At 60.4% G+C, this 16,613-nt stretch carries 13 protein-coding genes and 1 tRNA gene; 13 read left to right on the top strand and 1 reads right to left on the bottom strand.

What is annotated here, in order from left to right:
* Positions 1–22 precede the first annotated feature (22 nt).
* A complete protein-coding gene (locus tag GOQ28_RS05300; RefSeq protein WP_236844241.1) occupies positions 23–1,429 on the bottom strand; it encodes a M23 family metallopeptidase in 1,407 nt (468 codons plus the stop codon).
* A gap of 306 nt (positions 1,430–1,735) precedes the next feature.
* Here GOQ28_RS05300 and tyrS point away from each other — a divergent pair, with 306 nt between their 5' ends.
* From tyrS to GOQ28_RS05365, 13 genes are all read left to right on the top strand, one after another.
* The gene (tyrS, locus tag GOQ28_RS05305; RefSeq protein WP_160355717.1) at positions 1,736–2,965 is read left to right on the top strand and encodes a tyrosine--tRNA ligase; all 1,230 of its coding nucleotides are present in this window, start codon (positions 1,736–1,738) and stop codon (positions 2,963–2,965) included.
* 35 nt (positions 2,966–3,000) lie between these two features.
* On the top strand, positions 3,001–3,657 hold the full coding sequence (locus GOQ28_RS05310; RefSeq protein WP_160355718.1) for a YbhB/YbcL family Raf kinase inhibitor-like protein: 657 nt from the start codon (positions 3,001–3,003) through the stop codon (positions 3,655–3,657).
* 574 nt (positions 3,658–4,231) lie between these two features.
* The gene (gene glyA, locus GOQ28_RS05315) at positions 4,232–5,479 is read left to right on the top strand and encodes a serine hydroxymethyltransferase (protein WP_160355719.1); all 1,248 of its coding nucleotides are present in this window, start codon (positions 4,232–4,234) and stop codon (positions 5,477–5,479) included.
* 160 nt (positions 5,480–5,639) lie between these two features.
* Entirely contained in the window at positions 5,640–6,119 is a 480-nt protein-coding gene (nrdR, locus tag GOQ28_RS05320) for a transcriptional regulator NrdR (protein ID WP_160355720.1), read from the top strand.
* A 77-nt stretch (positions 6,120–6,196) separates the two neighbouring features.
* Complete coding sequence (gene ribD / locus GOQ28_RS05325) at positions 6,197–7,369, top strand: bifunctional diaminohydroxyphosphoribosylaminopyrimidine deaminase/5-amino-6-(5-phosphoribosylamino)uracil reductase RibD (RefSeq protein ID WP_336603742.1); 1,173 nt, start codon at positions 6,197–6,199, stop codon at positions 7,367–7,369.
* A 56-nt stretch (positions 7,370–7,425) separates the two neighbouring features.
* Positions 7,426–8,049: a riboflavin synthase gene (locus GOQ28_RS05330; protein ID WP_160351787.1), complete on the top strand. Its 624-nt coding sequence runs from the start codon at positions 7,426–7,428 to the stop codon at positions 8,047–8,049.
* A gap of 250 nt (positions 8,050–8,299) precedes the next feature.
* Complete coding sequence (locus GOQ28_RS05335; protein WP_442862080.1) at positions 8,300–10,225, top strand: PrkA family serine protein kinase; 1,926 nt, start codon at positions 8,300–8,302, stop codon at positions 10,223–10,225.
* A gap of 12 nt (positions 10,226–10,237) precedes the next feature.
* Positions 10,238–11,500, top strand: a complete 1,263-nt coding sequence (locus tag GOQ28_RS05340; RefSeq protein ID WP_160355722.1) for a YeaH/YhbH family protein — start codon at positions 10,238–10,240, stop codon at positions 11,498–11,500.
* On the top strand, positions 11,497–13,068 hold the full coding sequence (locus GOQ28_RS05345) for a SpoVR family protein (RefSeq protein WP_160355723.1): 1,572 nt from the start codon (positions 11,497–11,499) through the stop codon (positions 13,066–13,068). The genes GOQ28_RS05340 and GOQ28_RS05345 overlap by 4 nt, the downstream gene beginning before the upstream one ends.
* A gap of 124 nt (positions 13,069–13,192) precedes the next feature.
* The gene (locus GOQ28_RS05350) at positions 13,193–14,155 is read left to right on the top strand and encodes an NUDIX hydrolase (RefSeq protein ID WP_160355724.1); all 963 of its coding nucleotides are present in this window, start codon (positions 13,193–13,195) and stop codon (positions 14,153–14,155) included.
* A 151-nt stretch (positions 14,156–14,306) separates the two neighbouring features.
* Entirely contained in the window at positions 14,307–15,170 is an 864-nt protein-coding gene (gene nadC, locus GOQ28_RS05355; protein ID WP_160355725.1) for a carboxylating nicotinate-nucleotide diphosphorylase, read from the top strand.
* A gap of 50 nt (positions 15,171–15,220) precedes the next feature.
* Positions 15,221–16,246 carry a tripartite tricarboxylate transporter substrate binding protein gene (locus GOQ28_RS05360; protein ID WP_160351781.1) on the top strand — a complete coding sequence of 342 codons (1,026 nt, stop codon included), beginning with the start codon at positions 15,221–15,223 and terminating at the stop codon, positions 16,244–16,246.
* 103 nt (positions 16,247–16,349) lie between these two features.
* A tRNA-Ser gene (locus GOQ28_RS05365) sits at positions 16,350–16,440 on the top strand.
* Positions 16,441–16,613 lie beyond the last annotated feature (173 nt).

Genomic DNA, 16,613 nt, shown 5'->3' on the forward strand with positions numbered 1-16,613 from the left:
CTGGTCCCGGCCGGTCGTGCCATCAACGACTCGCGAGCGTCGGGCCAGGCTCGAGCGCATCCTGTTGATACGCCGTCATCAGCGCGAGCTGCTGTTTATACGTCGCCGTCGCCGCCTGGAACTTGCGCGCCTCGTTCGCTTCGAGCGGGCGAGACACCGGCAAGTCGGCAGACAGCGGATCCACGGGCTTGTTGTCGATACGGAATTCGTAGTGCAGATGCGGTCCGGTCGACCATCCCGTCGAGCCCACGTAGCCAATCAACTGGCCCTGCGAGACCTTGGTGCCGACTTTGATATCGGAGGCAATACGGCTCTGGTGCGCATACAACGTCGAAATCTTGCCGTGGTGCTTGATGATGACGACATTACCGTAGCCGTTCTGCCACCCTGCGAATTCGATCGTGCCATCCGCCGTGGCATGCACCGGCGTGCCCGTCGGCGCGGCGTAATCCACGCCCTTGTGGCCTGTCCACGTGCGATGAATCGGATGCATGCGTCCACCGAATGTCGAGCTGATCCGCGTGAACTTCAGTGCAGTGCGCAGGAACTCGCCGCGCAGGCTCACGCCGTCAAAGCTGTAGTAATTGCCCGTCTTGCCATCCGGGCTGAACCACACCGCGTTGTGCGCCTTGCCTTTGTTAATGAATTCCACCGCCAGCAGGCGTCCCGCACCGGCATAGCGGCCTTCGTGCGAGCGCACTTCATAGACCACACGGAACTGATCGCCCGGCTGCAGATCGCGCAGAAAGTCGATCTTCGCGCCCAGCACGTCGGCCATCTGTTGCGTGATGGAATCCGGAATGCCCGCCGCGTCCGTCGCGCCAAACAACGAGCTGCGTATGGTGCCCGCGGCGACCCGCGTTTGCAGATCCGTGTTTTCCGTGACTTCTTCGGCCTTGTACGTGTCGTCCGAGGGCGTCACGACGAGCATTTTGGTCGCCACTTGGCCATCGACTTCTTGGCCCGGCGTGTGGATATAGCGCAGCCAAAGCAGATTCCCTTCGGCATCGGTCGCCGCCTGGACAGAGCGCCCGGGGTAGAGCTTGTAAATGCTGCGCGCGCTGGGCGCATGAGTCAGGAACCGTTGCAGGCCCGGTGCATCCACGTCCAGACGCTGCAGCACGGTCGCCAGTGTGTCGCCGGAGCGAATACGCGTTTCACTGACATACGGAGCCTCGGCGCTCGCTTCGCTCACGCGAAGCTGATCGGCACCAAGCGACAGAACCGTCTGAATCTGACGAGATTCGGGGAGCTTGGCGTGATCCGGTTGCTGCACCATGCCCAGCGCGGCCGCGCCGGCAAACAATCCTACAGTGGTAACCAGTAATGTGCGACGAATCCAGCCGACACGACGGGGAGACTCGGGGCGAGACAGGGCGGCAGTGCTGGGTGCGGAGCGATCAGCCGGGCTGTGGGAGCCACGATACATTGAGAAAACCTTTCAGGGGGTGCCAGTCCCAAGAAGCATGCGCGTAGATGTGGCCAGTCCACCAACATAGAGAAGGATATTGGCGGGGCGGCCTACGTCAGGCGTAGCCTCTGGTGAACAAAGGGGTTAAAGCGAGTTGCAACTGCAAAAAGAGCCGTGATGACAACAGTTGCGTATGATTAGCGTCGTATCCTATCCGATTCAGATAGAATTTTCGACTAATTTTCCGGTACGTCGGAAAATTTTACACGTTCGTCGCTATTATAAGGCTCACCGTAGCCCTCATCGTCGCATCTGGCCCTAATTATGTCCCAACCCGAAGCCCCCATCACCCCCGAAGTCGAAGCAGATTTGCGCATCGCCAAACGCGGTTGCGACGAACTGCTCGTCGAGTCGGAATTCGCCCGCAAGCTGGCCAAGAGCCGCGCCACTGGCGTGCCGCTGCGCATCAAGCTCGGTTTGGACCCCACGGCTCCCGACATCCACCTGGGTCACACGGTGGTGCTCAATAAGATGCGCCAGTTGCAAGACCTCGGTCACAACGTCATCTTCCTGATCGGCGACTTCACCTCGACCATCGGTGACCCGAGCGGCCGCAACTCGACCCGTCCGCCCTTGACCCGTGAACAGATCGAGACCAACGCCAAAACCTACTACGCTCAGGCCAGCCTCGTGCTCGATCCCGAGCGTACCGAGATTCGCTACAACTCCGAATGGTGTGATCCCCTCGGCGCCCGGGGTCTGATCCAGCTCGCCTCGCGCTACACCGTCGCGCGCATGATGGAGCGCGAGGACTTCACCAAGCGCTTCAAGGGTGGTGTGCCCATTGCCGTGCACGAATTCCTGTACCCCCTGATGCAGGGCTACGACTCCGTCGCGCTCAAGTCCGACCTCGAGCTCGGTGGCACCGATCAGAAATTCAACCTTCTCGTCGGTCGTGAACTGCAGAAAGAATACGGCCAAGCCCCGCAGTGCGTGCTGACCATGCCGCTACTCGAGGGGACTGACGGCGTCGAGAAAATGTCGAAGTCCAAGGGCAACTACATCGGCATCTCCGAGTCGCCCGATTCCATGTTCGGCAAGCTGATGTCGATCTCGGACACGCTGATGTGGCGCTACTTCGAGCTGCTGTCCTTCCGTTCCATGGAAGACATCGCCGCCTTGAAAGCTGCCACCGAAGCCGGCGCCAACCCGCGCGACGCCAAAGTCGCCCTGGCGCAAGAAATCATCACCCGTTTCCACTCCGCCCGCGCAGCGGAAGAAGCGCTCGCGAACTTCCAGGCCCGTTTCCGCGACGGCGCAGTCCCCGACGACATGCCCGAAGTCAACGTATCCGGCGCACCGCTGGGCATCCTCAAGGTCCTGCGCGAAGCTGGCTTAGTCGCCTCTGGCGCCGAGGCGCAACGCAATGTGGAACAAGGCGGCGTTCGTATCAATGGTGACCGCGTCGAAGACAAATCGTTGCAATTGACATCGGGGTCTTATGTGATTCAAGTGGGCAAGCGCAAGTTCGCCCGTGTTAACTTGGTCGGGTAGGCATACCCCCTCAGTTTCGCTGGAAGGAGTCCGACATGAAACTCTCGAGTTTGTCTTTTTCCGATAACGAGTCGATCCCGGAGCGCTACGCGTTCGGCAAGATCGACCCGCAGTCGCACATCGCTCTCGCGGACAACTGCAACCCTCAGTTTTCGTGGGACGACGTCCCAGATGGCACGCGTTCATTCGCCCTGATCTGCCACGATCCGGACGTGCCCTCAAAGCCCGACGACGTCAACCAGGAGGGTCGCAGCGTCCCCAAGACACTGCCGCGCGTCGAGTTCTTTCACTGGGTACTCATTGACCTTGATCCGTCACTGCGCGAAATCGAAGAGGGTGCTTTTTCGAGCGGCATCACCCCGCGCGGCAAAGGCGGCCCCCTGGCCCCCAAAGAGGCCCGTCAAGGCATCAACGACTACACCAAATGGTTCGCCGCCGACCGCGACATGAGCGGCGACTATTTCGGCTACGACGGCCCATGCCCCCCCTGGAACGACGAGATCCCGCACCGTTACGTCTTCACCTTATACGCACTTGACGTGCCCAAGCTCGACGTACACGGCAACTTCAATGGCGAGGAGGCTCTGCGAGCCATGCAAGGCCACATCCTCGCTCAAGCCAGCGTGACCGGCATCTACACTCTCAACCCCGACTTGGCCCCCACCCAAATCGGTAGCCCGCAGGCAACGTAACCGCCAGCACGACAACGCCGCAGCCGTGACGACACGCCTGCGGCGTCGGACAAAAACTCCAACACAGCATCCAGGCCCTCGTCGGCCTAGCTCACAAGCACCCCTCACGCCGCCGCCCCCCGTACCCATCCTCTTGAACTACGTTTCTATGAGTCGCGGCCGGGCGCTGGGCTGTGGTGCCGGCCCGTTGAGCGGCGGGCAGTCCCCGAAGGGGACCGAGACCCCTGCTCGTGGGCCGAGCCGCTGCGACAGGGCCGGCACCACAGCCCAGCGCCCGGCCGCGACGGCTAAAGAACCCAGCCTCCCGCAACGCTCGCAGCCCTTCAGCCCAACACTCCAGAAATCGAGCTAGCGTCAACCGGCCACCCACCAACCGTCACCGAGCCGCTTATAAAAAAAAAACGCGCCCCAGCATGACCCCTATTCACCCATAAGTTGAACCCTCCTCAACTTACTCCCCCCATCCCGCATTAAGCCCTAGATTTCCCAGCCTTTCCCCAAAGCCTACCCGTCCAAAGCGTTAAACTAACGGTCATCCACCCATCCCAGTTCCCTCATTACGCCAGGAACCCCCATGTTTGACCGCAAACTGACCCTGTCCCAGGTTGACCCCGAAGTCTGGGCCGCAATCGAGAAAGAAAACCTCCGCCAGGAACAGCACATCGAGCTGATCGCCTCGGAAAACTATGCCAGCCCCGCCGTCATCGAGGCCCAAGGCACCCAGCTCACCAACAAATACGCCGAAGGCTATCCCGGCAAGCGTTACTACGGTGGTTGCGAATACGTCGACGTGGTCGAGCAACTGGCCATCGACCGCCTGAAGGAAATCTTCGGCGCCGAAGCCGCCAACGTGCAGCCCAACTCCGGTTCCCAGGCCAACCAGGGCGTCTACATGGCCGTCCTCAAGCCGGGCGACACCGTGCTGGGCATGAGCCTGGCCGAAGGCGGCCACCTCACCCATGGCGCCTCCGTCAACGCCTCCGGCAAGCTCTACAACTTCGTTTCCTACGGCCTCGACGCCAACGAAGTCCTCGACTACGACCAAGTCGAAAAGCTCACCAAAGAACACAAGCCCAAGCTCATCGTCGCCGGTGCCTCCGCCTACTCGCTGCGCATCGACTTCGAACGCATGGCGCGCATCGCCCATGAAAACGGCGCGCTGCTGATGGTCGACATCGCCCACTACGCCGGTCTGGTCGCGGGCGGCGCCTACCCCAACCCCGTGCCGCATGCTGACTTCGTCACCTCCACCACGCACAAATCCCTGCGTGGCCCGCGTGGCGGCGTCATCATGATGAAGGCCGAGTACGAGAAGATCATCAACTCCGCGATCTTCCCCGGCATCCAAGGCGGCCCGCTGATGCACGTCATCGCCGCCAAGGCCGTCGCCTTCAAAGAAGCGCTGTCGCCCGAGTTCAAGCAATACGCCCAACAAGTCGTGAAAAACGCGGCGGTCCTGGCCGATACGCTCGTCAAGCGCGGCCTGCGCATCGTGTCCGGCCGTACCGAAAGCCACGTCATGCTGGTCGACCTGCGCTCCAAGGGCATCACCGGTAAAGAAGCCGAAGCCGTCCTCGGCCAAGCCCACATTACCGTCAACAAAAACGCCATCCCCAACGATCCGGAAAAACCCTTCGTGACCAGCGGCATCCGTCTGGGCACCCCGGCCATGACCACGCGCGGCTTCACCGAAGCCGATGCCGAGCTCACCGCCAACCTGATCGCCGATGTGCTCGACAACCCGCGCGACGAAGCCAATATCGCCGCCGTGCGCGCCCGCGTCAACGAACTGACGTCCCGCTTGCCGGTTTACAGCAAGTAAATCGTCAACACGGCGGCGCCGCGTCCACGCGGCGCGCCGCCGCCTGCCTGGTCCGCGTGCGCAGCGCGCGGGCCGGCGGACGTCCACCTGATCCGTCACGACGCCACGCGGCCCCGGCATCGTTACAATACGCCAACTGATATGGACAGGGGGCGCATTCATGAAATGCCCATTTTGCGGCAACGTCGATACCCAGGTGGCAGACAGCCGGGTATCTGAAGAGGGCGATACCATTCGCCGCCGTCGCCGCTGCCTGGCCTGCGACAAGCGTTTTACGACCTACGAACGCGTCGAGCTGGTCATGCCGACGCTGGTCAAGCGCAACGGTAACCGCAGCGAATACGATCCCGCCAAACTACGCGCCAGCCTGTCGCTCGCGCTGCGCAAACGCCCGGTCAGCACCGCCGAAGTCGACAGCGCCGTCGCGCGCATCGAGGAAACCCTGCTGGCCAGCGGGGATCGGGAAGTGCCTACCGAGCGCATCGGCGAGCTCGTCATGCTCGAACTCAAACGGCTCGACAAAATCGCCTACGTGCGGTTCGCATCGGTGTACAAGAACTTCGAAGACATCGGCGAATTCGTCGAAGCCATCCGCGAAATGCAAGGGCCTTTGTTGCCGGGCAAGTTGCCCCGCAAGTAGCCGCGATCGCGTGTAAGCGCCCTCGCACGCCGGTCGCCCGCACTCCCCCGATCGCGACCGCGCATACAATCTGTAGCGTGACTGCCATTACTGATACCGACGATATCCGCTGGATGCGCCATGCCTTGGCGCTTGCCCGCAGCGTGATGAATACCACTACGCCCAATCCCCGCGTGGGCTGCGTCATCGTGCGCGAGGGCCGCGTGATCGGAGAAGGCGCAACTCAGCCGCCCGGCGGCCCACATGCCGAGATCTGCGCCTTGCGAGACGCGAGCGCCCGAGGCGAGTCCGTGGCCGGTGCGACGATGTACGTGACCTTGGAGCCGTGCAGCCATTTTGCGCGCACCCCTCCTTGTGTCGATGCCGTGGTCGCCGCCCAGCCGGCGCGCGTGGTCGTCGCCATGGGCGATCCTAATCCCCAGGTCAATGGACGGGGTCTGGCCCGCCTGCGCGCCGCGGGCATTGCCGTCTCCACCAATGTCTGCGCCGATGAGGCGCTCGAAATCAACGCGGGCTTCATCGCGCGAATGAGCCGAGGTACGCCGTGGGCTTGGGTCAAAATGGCCACCTCGCTTGATGGCCGCAGCGCGTTGCATAACGGCGTGTCGCAATGGATTACCGGGCAGGCCGCGCGCGCGGACGGGCACGCATGGCGCGCGCGCAGCTGCATCGTGCTGACCGGCATGGGCACCATATTGAAAGACAATCCGCGTCTGAACGTGCGCGAGGTCGCTACGACGCGCGCGCCACGCCGCGCGGTGGTCGACGCCGCATTCGAGATCCCGGAAGACGCGCAACTATTCGAAAGCGCCCAGGCCGACGGCGTGGAGACCTTGATCTTCACCGCCAATACGGCGGCGGAACATTCCGATAAGGCCGCGCGCTTGGCGCAACGAAATGTGCGAGTCATTACGTTGCCTGAAGCGGAAGGGCCACGCGTAGATCTGCCAGCGATGATGCGCTGGCTGGGCAGTCACGATATCAACGAAGTGCATGTCGAGGCCGGTGCGGGCCTGGGCGGTGCGCTACTGTCCGCAGGCTGTGTAGATGAGTTGCTCGTCTATCTGGCCCCCGTGCTGTTGGGCGATGCCGCCGCGATGCTGCGTCTGCCCTTGATCGAGCACTTGGAGCATGCGCGCCGGTTTGAATTTGCCGATATGGTGCGCGTGGGCGCCGATTTGCGGCTGCGCGCGCGAGATGCGAATCGTTGGAGTGCATTACGCCAAGCAATAACCTGCGCGGAAAATTAAACCTTTCTGTTTTCAGCTTTTTCCGGGGCCTGGGCCCGAATTGAAGGAACACACACATGTTTACTGGTCTGGTCGCGGCAGTGGGCCGTATCTCTCATCTCGAACCCCTGGGTGATGACAAGCAGGGGGGCGTACGCTTGACGATAGACGCGGGCGATCTGGATCTGCGCGATGTCAGCATCGGGGATTCCATCGCCGTGCAAGGCGCCTGCATGACGGTCGTCGCGCTACAAGCTCAGCAATTCCAAGTCGATGTGTCTCGTGAGAGCCTCAACTTGACGGTGGGCCTGGATCGCACTGGCGAAGTCAATTTGGAAAAATCGTTGCGCGTGGGCGACCAGATCGGCGGTCATCTCGTATCGGGTCATGTCGATGGCATGGGCGAGGTCGTGAGCTTCGAACCGGTGGGGGAATCGCGTGAACTGGTGATCCGCGTGCCCGCACATCTGGCCCGGTTCATGGCCTACAAAGGTTCCATTACCGTCAATGGCATCAGTCTCACCGTCAACCGCGTGATTGATCTGGACGCTGGGTGCAACATCAGCATCAACATCATCCCGCATACACAACTGGTCACGACATTGCGCAATGTGCGCGCCGGCGATCGCGTCAATCTCGAAGTCGACACGATTGCGCGCTATGTGGAACGGATGCTCGGCAGCAAAACCGCGGCGGCGTAAGCGACACAGACCGTTCAATCAATTCACCAAATGATGATTCTTTTACTTGATTGACGGAACTTGTTCCGCGATGCTATAGCCTAACTTAACACGGTCACGTTGATCCGCTCTCCAAACGCGTATGCCAAAAGCAACATATCGACATGACCCCGGGTTTTTCATGACGAGAAAGTTGTAGCGGCATTCGCGATTGGGGCACACAATGGGATGACGGACTTGTTAACCGACCATGCGATGTAGGAGGTTATCCGTGCATAACATCGTTGAAGGCTTCAAATCGCAGTATGCGCAGGATCAGGAAACCGAGCTGTCCCTAGAGGAGTATCTCGATCTCGTCAGAACTGATCCCATGGCTTATGCCAGCCCCGCGGAGCGGATGTTGGCAGCCATAGGAGAGCCGGAACTGATCGATACCCGCAATGACCCGCGGTTGTCTCGATTGTTCTCCAATCGCGTGGTGCGGCGTTATCCCGCATTCAAAGAGTTCTTCGGCCTCGAAGAGGTCATCGATCAGATCGTGGCTTTCTTCAAGCATGCCGCGCAGGGTCTGGAAGAACGCAAGCAAATCCTCTATCTGTTGGGCCCGGTAGGCGGGGGCAAGTCCTCCATTGCCGAACGTCTGAAAGTATTGATGGAGGCCTATCCCATTTATGCACTCAAGGGTTCCCCCATCAACGAATCGCCCTTGGGTCTGTTCCACCCCGATCGTTTTGGCGATACCTTGGAAAAGGAGTACGGGGTTCCCAAGCGCTATCTGAGCGGCATCATGTCGCCGTGGGCCGTCAAGCGCCTCAAGGAATTCGACGGCGATATCTCGAAGTTTCGCGTGGTGCGGCTGACGCCCTCGGTCCTGCGGCAAGTCGCTATCGCCAAGACCGAACCGGGCGATGAGAACAACCAGGATATCTCCTCGCTGGTTGGCAAGGTCGACATACGCAAGCTCGACCGGCACTCGCAAGACGACCCGGACGCCTACAGCTATTCGGGCGGCTTGTGCCTGGCCAACCAGGGCTTGCTCGAATTCGTCGAGATGTTCAAGGCGCCCATCAAGATGCTGCACCCGTTGCTCACGGCCACGCAGGAAGGCAACTTCAAGGGCACCGAGGGCTTCTCCGCGATCCCGTTCAACGGCCTGATTCTGGCGCACTCGAACGAATCGGAATGGCAGACCTTTCGCAACAACAAGCATAACGAAGCGTTCCTTGATCGTATCTATATCGTCAAGGTGCCGTATTGCTTGCAGGTCACCGAAGAGGTCGAGATCTACAAGAAGCTCTTGCGTAATAGTTCGCTCGCCAACGCGCCCTGCGCGCCGGGCACGCTGGACATGATGGCGCAGTTCTCGGTGCTTACACGCCTGAAGGAACCCGAGAACTCCAGCATCTACTCCAAGCTACGCGTCTACGATGGCGAGACGTTAAAAGATGTGGATCCCAAAGCCAAGGCGTTGCAAGAGTACAAGGACTACGCGGGCACCGATGAAGGCATGACGGGCGTGTCCACGCGGTTCGCCTATAAGATCTTGTCCAGCGTATTCAATTACGATCAAACCGAGGTGGCCGCCAACCCCGTGCATTTGATGTACGTGCTTGAGCAACGCATCGGCCGCGAGGATTATCCCGAAGAGATTCGTCGGCGTTACCTGGATTTCATCAAGGGATATCTGGCCCCGCGTTACGCCGAATTCATCGGCAAGGAAATTCAGACTGCCTATCTGGAGTCGTATTCCGAGTACGGGCAGAACATTTTTGACCGGTATGTGACGTTCGCGGATTGCTGGATTCAAGACGAGGAATTCCGTGACCCCGAGACTGGCGAGAGCTTCGATCGCAGCGCGTTGAACGACGAGCTGGAAAAAATCGAAAAACCCGCTGGTATCGCCAACCCGAAAGACTTCCGCAACGAGATCGTCAACTTTGTTCTGCGGGCGCGGGCCAATAATGCCGGACGTAATCCGGCCTGGACCAGCTACGAGAAACTGCGCGAAGTGATCGAGAAGAAAATGTTCTCGAACACCGAGGATCTGCTGCCCGTGATCTCCTTCAACGCGAAAGCGTCGGCGGAAGATCGCACCAAGCATCAGAGTTTCGTCGATCGCATGGTGGAAAAGGGCTACACCGAGAAGCAGGTGCGTCTGTTGTGCGAATGGTATCTGCGCGTGAGGAAGTCATCCTGAGCGAGGTGAATCATGAATTCACTGATCGACCGGCGTTTGAATGGCCGCAACAAGAGTGCGGTCAACCGCGAACGCTTTCTCAGGCGATATAAAGACCAGATCCGCAAATCTGTACAGGATATGGTGCGCGAGCGGTCCATCGAAGACATGGACCAGGGCGGGGAAGTGAACCTGCCGGCTCGCGATATCTCTGAGCCGCATTTTCGGCACGGTCCCGGAGGCGATCGCGAGCTCGTCCATCCGGGTAACCGTGAGTTCGTCAAAGGCGACACATTCCAGCGGCCCAAAGGCGGGCAGGGCGCTGGCGGTTCCGAGCCTGGCGAGGGCGAGTCGGTGGATCAGTTCACCTTCAGCCTCTCGCGCGCGGAGTTCCTGAATCTGTTTTTCGAGGATCTTGAGCTGCCGCATTTGATTCGCATGCAACTCGGTGATGTCAACGAGAAGAAATGGCAGCGCGCGGGCTATACGACTACCGGTTCGCCCAGCTTGTTGAGCGTCAGTCGCACGCTCAAGGCGTCGCTTTCCCGGCGTGTCGCATTGACCGTGGCCGCACGCTCGGCGCTGGAAGCGGCACAAGCCAAACTCGATGCGGCGATCGCAGCCGGTGCGCCACGCGCCGAGGTGGATGCCCTGCGCCAGGAGGTCGAAGACTGTCGGCAACGCCTGGAAAACGTGCCGTTTCTCGACGATCTGGATCTTCGCTATCGCAACCGCATCGCTGTCACGCAACCCATGGCGCGCGCCGTCATGTTCTGCCTGATGGATGTGTCCGGTTCGATGGACGAGGGCAAAAAGGATCTCGCCAAGCGCTTCTTCACGCTGCTTTATCTGTTCCTCTCGCGCAAGTACGAACATGTCGAAGTCGTCTTCATCCGTCATACGGATAACGCCGAAGAAGTCGACGAGCAGACCTTCTTTTACGATCCCAAGAGTGGCGGCACCATCGTGCTTTCGGCGCTGGAGCTGATGAACGAGATTGTTCAGAAACGCTTTCCGCCCACCGCCTGGAACATCTATGGCGCTCAGGCCAGCGATGGCGATTCGTTCGGGGCCGATGCGGGCAAGAGTGCGCGCTATCTGGCTGAACACCTGCTGCCCGCGACCCGCTATTTCGCCTATATCGAGGTCCCCGATTCCGCCGAGTCCCGTAAAAGCAGCCTGTGGGCGGAATACGAGCAGAAGAGCGCGCCGCATTTTGTGATGCGCAGGATCTGCGAACGCGGTGAGATCTATCCCGTGTTCCACGATCTGTTCAAGAAGGAGCCCGTATCATGAACGTCAACGCGCTCACCGGGGCCGACTTCCCGCGACAATCAACACCGTCGGCCAGACCGATCTCCGAAGGGTCGGAATGGACCTTCGAACTCATTCAACGCTACGACGAGGCCATTGCCGAAGTGGCGCAGGAGTTCGGGCTCGATACCTATCCGAACCAGATCGAGGTCATTACTTCCGAACAGATGCTGGACGCGTACGCGTCGGGCGGCTTGCCCATCGGCTATCCACATTGGTCATACGGCAAGGAATTCATCCGCAACGAGCAATACTATCGTCGCGGCATGCAGGGGCTGGCGTACGAGATCGTCATCAACTCGAACCCTTGCATTGCGTATCTGATGGAAGAAAACACCATGGCCATGCAGGCCTTGGTAATCGCGCACGCGTGCTATGGGCACAACTCGTTTTTCAAGGGCAACTATCTCTTTCGTCAATGGACCGATGCGGACAGCATCCTCGACTACTTGGTGTTTGCGCGCAAGTACGTGATGGATTGCGAAAGCCGGTATGGGATCGATGCCGTCGAGGCCATCATCGACTCTTGCCATGCGTTGAGCCCGCATGGTGTTGATCGCTATAAGCGCCCCATGCCGATCTCGTACAAAGAGGAGGCGCAGCGACAGGCTGAAAGAGAGGAACACGCGCGGCTGCAATACAACGACCTGTGGCGCACCTTGCCGCGCGTGGAACCCGACCTGGCGGCCGAGAAGCAACGCAGCGTCTTTCCGCCAGAGCCGGAAGAGAACCTGCTCTACTTCATCGAAAAGCATTCCCCCAAGCTGGAACCCTGGCAAAAGGAACTCGTGCGCATCGTGCGCAAGATCGCCCAGTATTTTTATCCGCAGGGGCAGACCAAGGTGATGAACGAGGGCTGGGCCACGTTCTGGCACTACACGATCTTGAACCGTCTGCACGAGAAAGGCTTGGTCAACGATGGCTTTATGATGGAGTTCCTGCAAAGCCATACCAATGTGGTCAGTCAACGCGGTTTCGACGAACGCGGTTACGGCGGGATCAATCCCTACGCGCTAGGCTTTGCGATGATGCAGGATATTCGCCGCATCTGCGAGGCTCCCACGGACGAAGACCGTAAATGGTTTCCGGATATCGCGGGTAGCGACTGGCGCCAAACGCTGGACTTCGCGATGAGAAACTTCAAGGATGAGTCGTTCATCTCGCAATACCTGTCGCCCCGGTTAATACGCGAATTCCGCTTCTTTGCGATCGCAGACCATGAGGCCAAGCCCGTGTTGGAAATCGCCGCGATTCACGACGACGAAGGCTACCGGCAAATCCGTAAACTGCTCGCCGAGCAGCACAACCGGGACAACCATGTGCCCGACATACAGATCGTACGCTATCGCCGCGAGTCCGATCGTTCGCTGGTGCTGCGGCATCAGCGGACTCGCGGACGTCCATTGGCCACCGAGGATGCGGATCAGGTGATGAAGCATCTGGGGCGTCTATGGGGATTCAAGGTGCGACTGGAGGAAACCGAGGGCGATGGCAAGGTCATTGCGTATCGTGAGGTGAACGCCGCAGCGCCGTATCGCGAGGGCTTATAACACCGTTGCCGCGGCCGTCAGACAACTTGAGCGTATCGGCTCCGCCTATAATTCGGGCCACGTATCAGCCTCGCATCATGGCAGGGTGAAGATTGCTGTTGTTGTCTGTCCTGCGGAGTGGATATTGCCTGAACCTTTAGAAAACGTCGTCTCCGCCGAGCTCGTGGCCGTCCTGGTTGCTGTGACCCGAGGCGAGCCGCGCGTCCTGGTGCGCTCGGGCGAAGGCAGTCTGGACACGAAGGTGAAATACGACGGCCTGCCATCGGGCGCGTTTCAACCCGGCCACCGCTCCCTGCAGGCCGGTATGCGCGCCTGGGTCGAGGCGCAGACGCATCACCCTCTAGGCTATGTCGAGCAGCTCTACACGTTTGCGGACCTGGATCGCTTTGACGAATCCGGGCCGCGTGCTATCTCGGTCAGCTATCTGGGCCTGACACGGGAAACCGATGCGTTAACCGGGTCGCGCGCCGTATGGCACGATTGGTATCGCTATTTCCCCTGGGAAGATCATCGCCGCCAAGAACCGGCTGTGCTCGCCGACTTCATCGTGCCGCGGCTGCGCGCGTGGGTGAGTGGCACCAGCGATGCGACACTACGCGCCACGCGCGAGCAACGCCTGGCCGGTGTATTCGGGCTGGATGGCGCGCCGTGGAACGAGGACATGGTGCTGCAGCGTTATGAGCTGATGTATGAAGCCGGTCTGGTTCCAGAAGCCGTACGCCATACGCCCTCGGCCGCGCATGACGCGGTGCCGGGCGAGCCCATGCGCACCGATCATCGCCGTATTCTGGCCACCGGCATCGCGCGTCTGCGCGCCAAGATCAAATATCGTCCCGTAGTCTTCGAACTCATGCCGGCGGAGTTCACCTTGCTACAACTGCAGCAAACCGTCGAAGCGCTGGCGGGACGTGATTTGCATAAGCAAAATTTCCGGCGTCTGGTGGAACAACAGAATCTGGTCGAAGAAACCGGCGGCATGGCCGCAGCGGGTGCGGGCCGGCCGGCTAAGCTGTTCCGGTTCCGGGGCGATTTATTGACCGAGCGGGCGATTTCGGGAAGCAAGCTGCCCTTATCGCGACAGGCCTGAACACGCAGTTGATGCCTGCGGTGAAGGGGCGTTTTCCTGCAGCCTCGCATTGCACTGCATCATAAAAATTGCTTGACAGGTATTTATGCTCAAAATTAGCATAATCCTCACTTCGCCTGATGGCCATTTTTTTGACCGATAAATACTCAAAATGAGCATAACCACGATTTCGCCCGTCCCGCCGTTGCCGTGTGTGTTGTTGGAACCTCTGGTACGCGATGCACTACTCGAGGATCTGGGTCGAGCAGGTGACATCACTACCGATAGCATCGTGCCGGCCGACGCCATGGCACAGACGCGTTTAGTCGCGCGCCAGGACGGTGTCTTGGCGGGCCTGGATCTCGCCCGCATCGCATTTGAACTGGTTGACCCGCGCATCGAGTTTCGCGGGCTGCTGGCCGATGGGGCGGTATTAACACCCGGCGTGGAGATCGCGACCATCAGCGGGCCCGCGCGTGGCATGTTGACGGCCGAGCGCGTGGCGCTGAATTTCCTGTGCCATTTGAGCGGCGTGGCCTCGGCCACCGCGTCTATTGTGCAGGCCATCCGCGAGTATCGGGCCAGGGTCACCTGCACACGCAAGACCATCCCCGGTCTACGCGCCGTGCAGAAATATGCGGTGCGTGTCGGCGGTGGCAGCAACCATCGCTTCGGGCTGGACGACGCCGTGCTGATCAAGGACAACCACATCGCCATCGCCGGTGGCGTGCGTCAGGCCGTGGAGCGCGCACGCGCCGCGATTGGCCATCTGGTCAAGATCGAACTTGAAGTCGATACGCTCGAACAGCTGCGCACGGCGCTGGACCTCGGCGTGGAAGTCGTGCTGCTGGACAACATGGGCCCCGACATGCTGCGCGAAGCTGTCGCCATGGTCGATGGCCGCGCCATCACCGAAGCCTCTGGCCGGATTACGCCGGAAACCGCGCCCGCGATCGCGGCAACCGGCGTGGACCTGATGGCGATCGGCTGGCTTACGCATAGCGCCCGTGTCCTGGATATTGGTCTGGACAGCTGACTATCGCCTTGAACGGCTAAGCGAATAGCAATGCTTTTTGGCACACCGAAATGAACAAGCGCTCGTATTTCTTTCGTGGCATCCTGCTCGTGGTGGTCTCAGTGGTACTGGGTCTGATCGTGGTGTTCTCGCATACAGGCCATGTGTCCGCCAGCGCGAATTCGAGTTCGACCACGACGGCGTTTCCCACGCGTCCGCTCACAATCATCGTGACCTTTCCCCCGGGTGGCGGCACGGACCTGCTGGCGCGCAAGCTGGGAGCGCTGATTCAGCAGCGCCTGGGCCAGCCTGTGGTCGTCGAGAATCGCCCCGGTGCGAGTGGAAATATCGGCGCGCGCGCGGTGGCCGAGGCCCCGGCAGACGGCCATACGCTGCTGATGGTCAATAGCTCCTTTGCGATCAATCCGGGGGTTTACGGTCATCTCGGTTTCGATCCGAAAAAGGACTTTCAGGCGGTGATCAATGTCGCCTTTGTGCCCTCGGTGCTGATCGTGCCGGAAGCGTCGCGCTATCACTCGCTGGCGGATTGGATCCAGGCGGGGCAACAGCCTGGAGCCCACTTGGCGACGGCGTCCTGCGGCAACGGCACACCGCAACATCTGGCGATTGAAATGTTGATGTTGCGCGCCGACGTGCCGGTGCAGCATGTGCCGTATCGTGGTTGCGGGCCGGCGCTTACCGATGTGCTGACAGGGCAGGTACCTGCGGGCGTGGTCACCGCGTCCAGCGCGGCACCGTTTCTAGCGGCGGGCAAAGTGCGTGCCCTGGCGGTCACCTCGCCCCAACGTTCCACGCTGATGGCGGACGTGCCCACGGTGGCGGAGCAGGGCCTGCCCGGCTACGAGCTGGATCAGTGGCATGGCCTGCTCGTGCCCGCCGGCACGCCCGCCGAGGTCGTGGCCAAGCTGAACCGCACGGTCGCGCAGATCATGAAACAACCGGATGTGCGGCGCGATCTGTTGAAAATCGGCTTCAGTCCGACCACCAGCACGGCCGCGGAATTTCAGTCGCTGATCGGACAGGACATCGATCGCTTTGCCGCTCTGACCCAACGTATCGGGCTTAAGGCCGATTAAACCTCTCGGGCGCTACCGCAAGCGCGGCAATTCTGCTAGAATCGCGGATTCGCATTTGCCGTATGTGTGCCCGCCTGGGTCACAGGGCAGATCGTCCAGATCAGGACAGGTGGCCGAGTGGTTGAAGGCGCACGCCTGGAAAGCGTGTATACGTGATAAGCGTATCGGGGGTTCGAATCCCCCTCTGTCCGCCAAGAACATTTTTCAGGCCATTCCAGGCCAGGCTCTGCCCCATAAACGGGGGATGAGCATTCATCAGACCCGTTTAATCACACCGTTCCAACCGCACTGAGCCAAGACTCTCATGCGGTAATTCTCAAAATTTCTGAACCCAAACGCCCGGCGCGAGAGCATTTCCATCTTCGTG

Origin of the sequence: Bordetella sp. 02P26C-1, from assembly GCF_009763255.1 — a bacterium.
In the GTDB taxonomy this organism is placed as follows: domain Bacteria; phylum Pseudomonadota; class Gammaproteobacteria; order Burkholderiales; family Burkholderiaceae_B; genus Bordetella_A.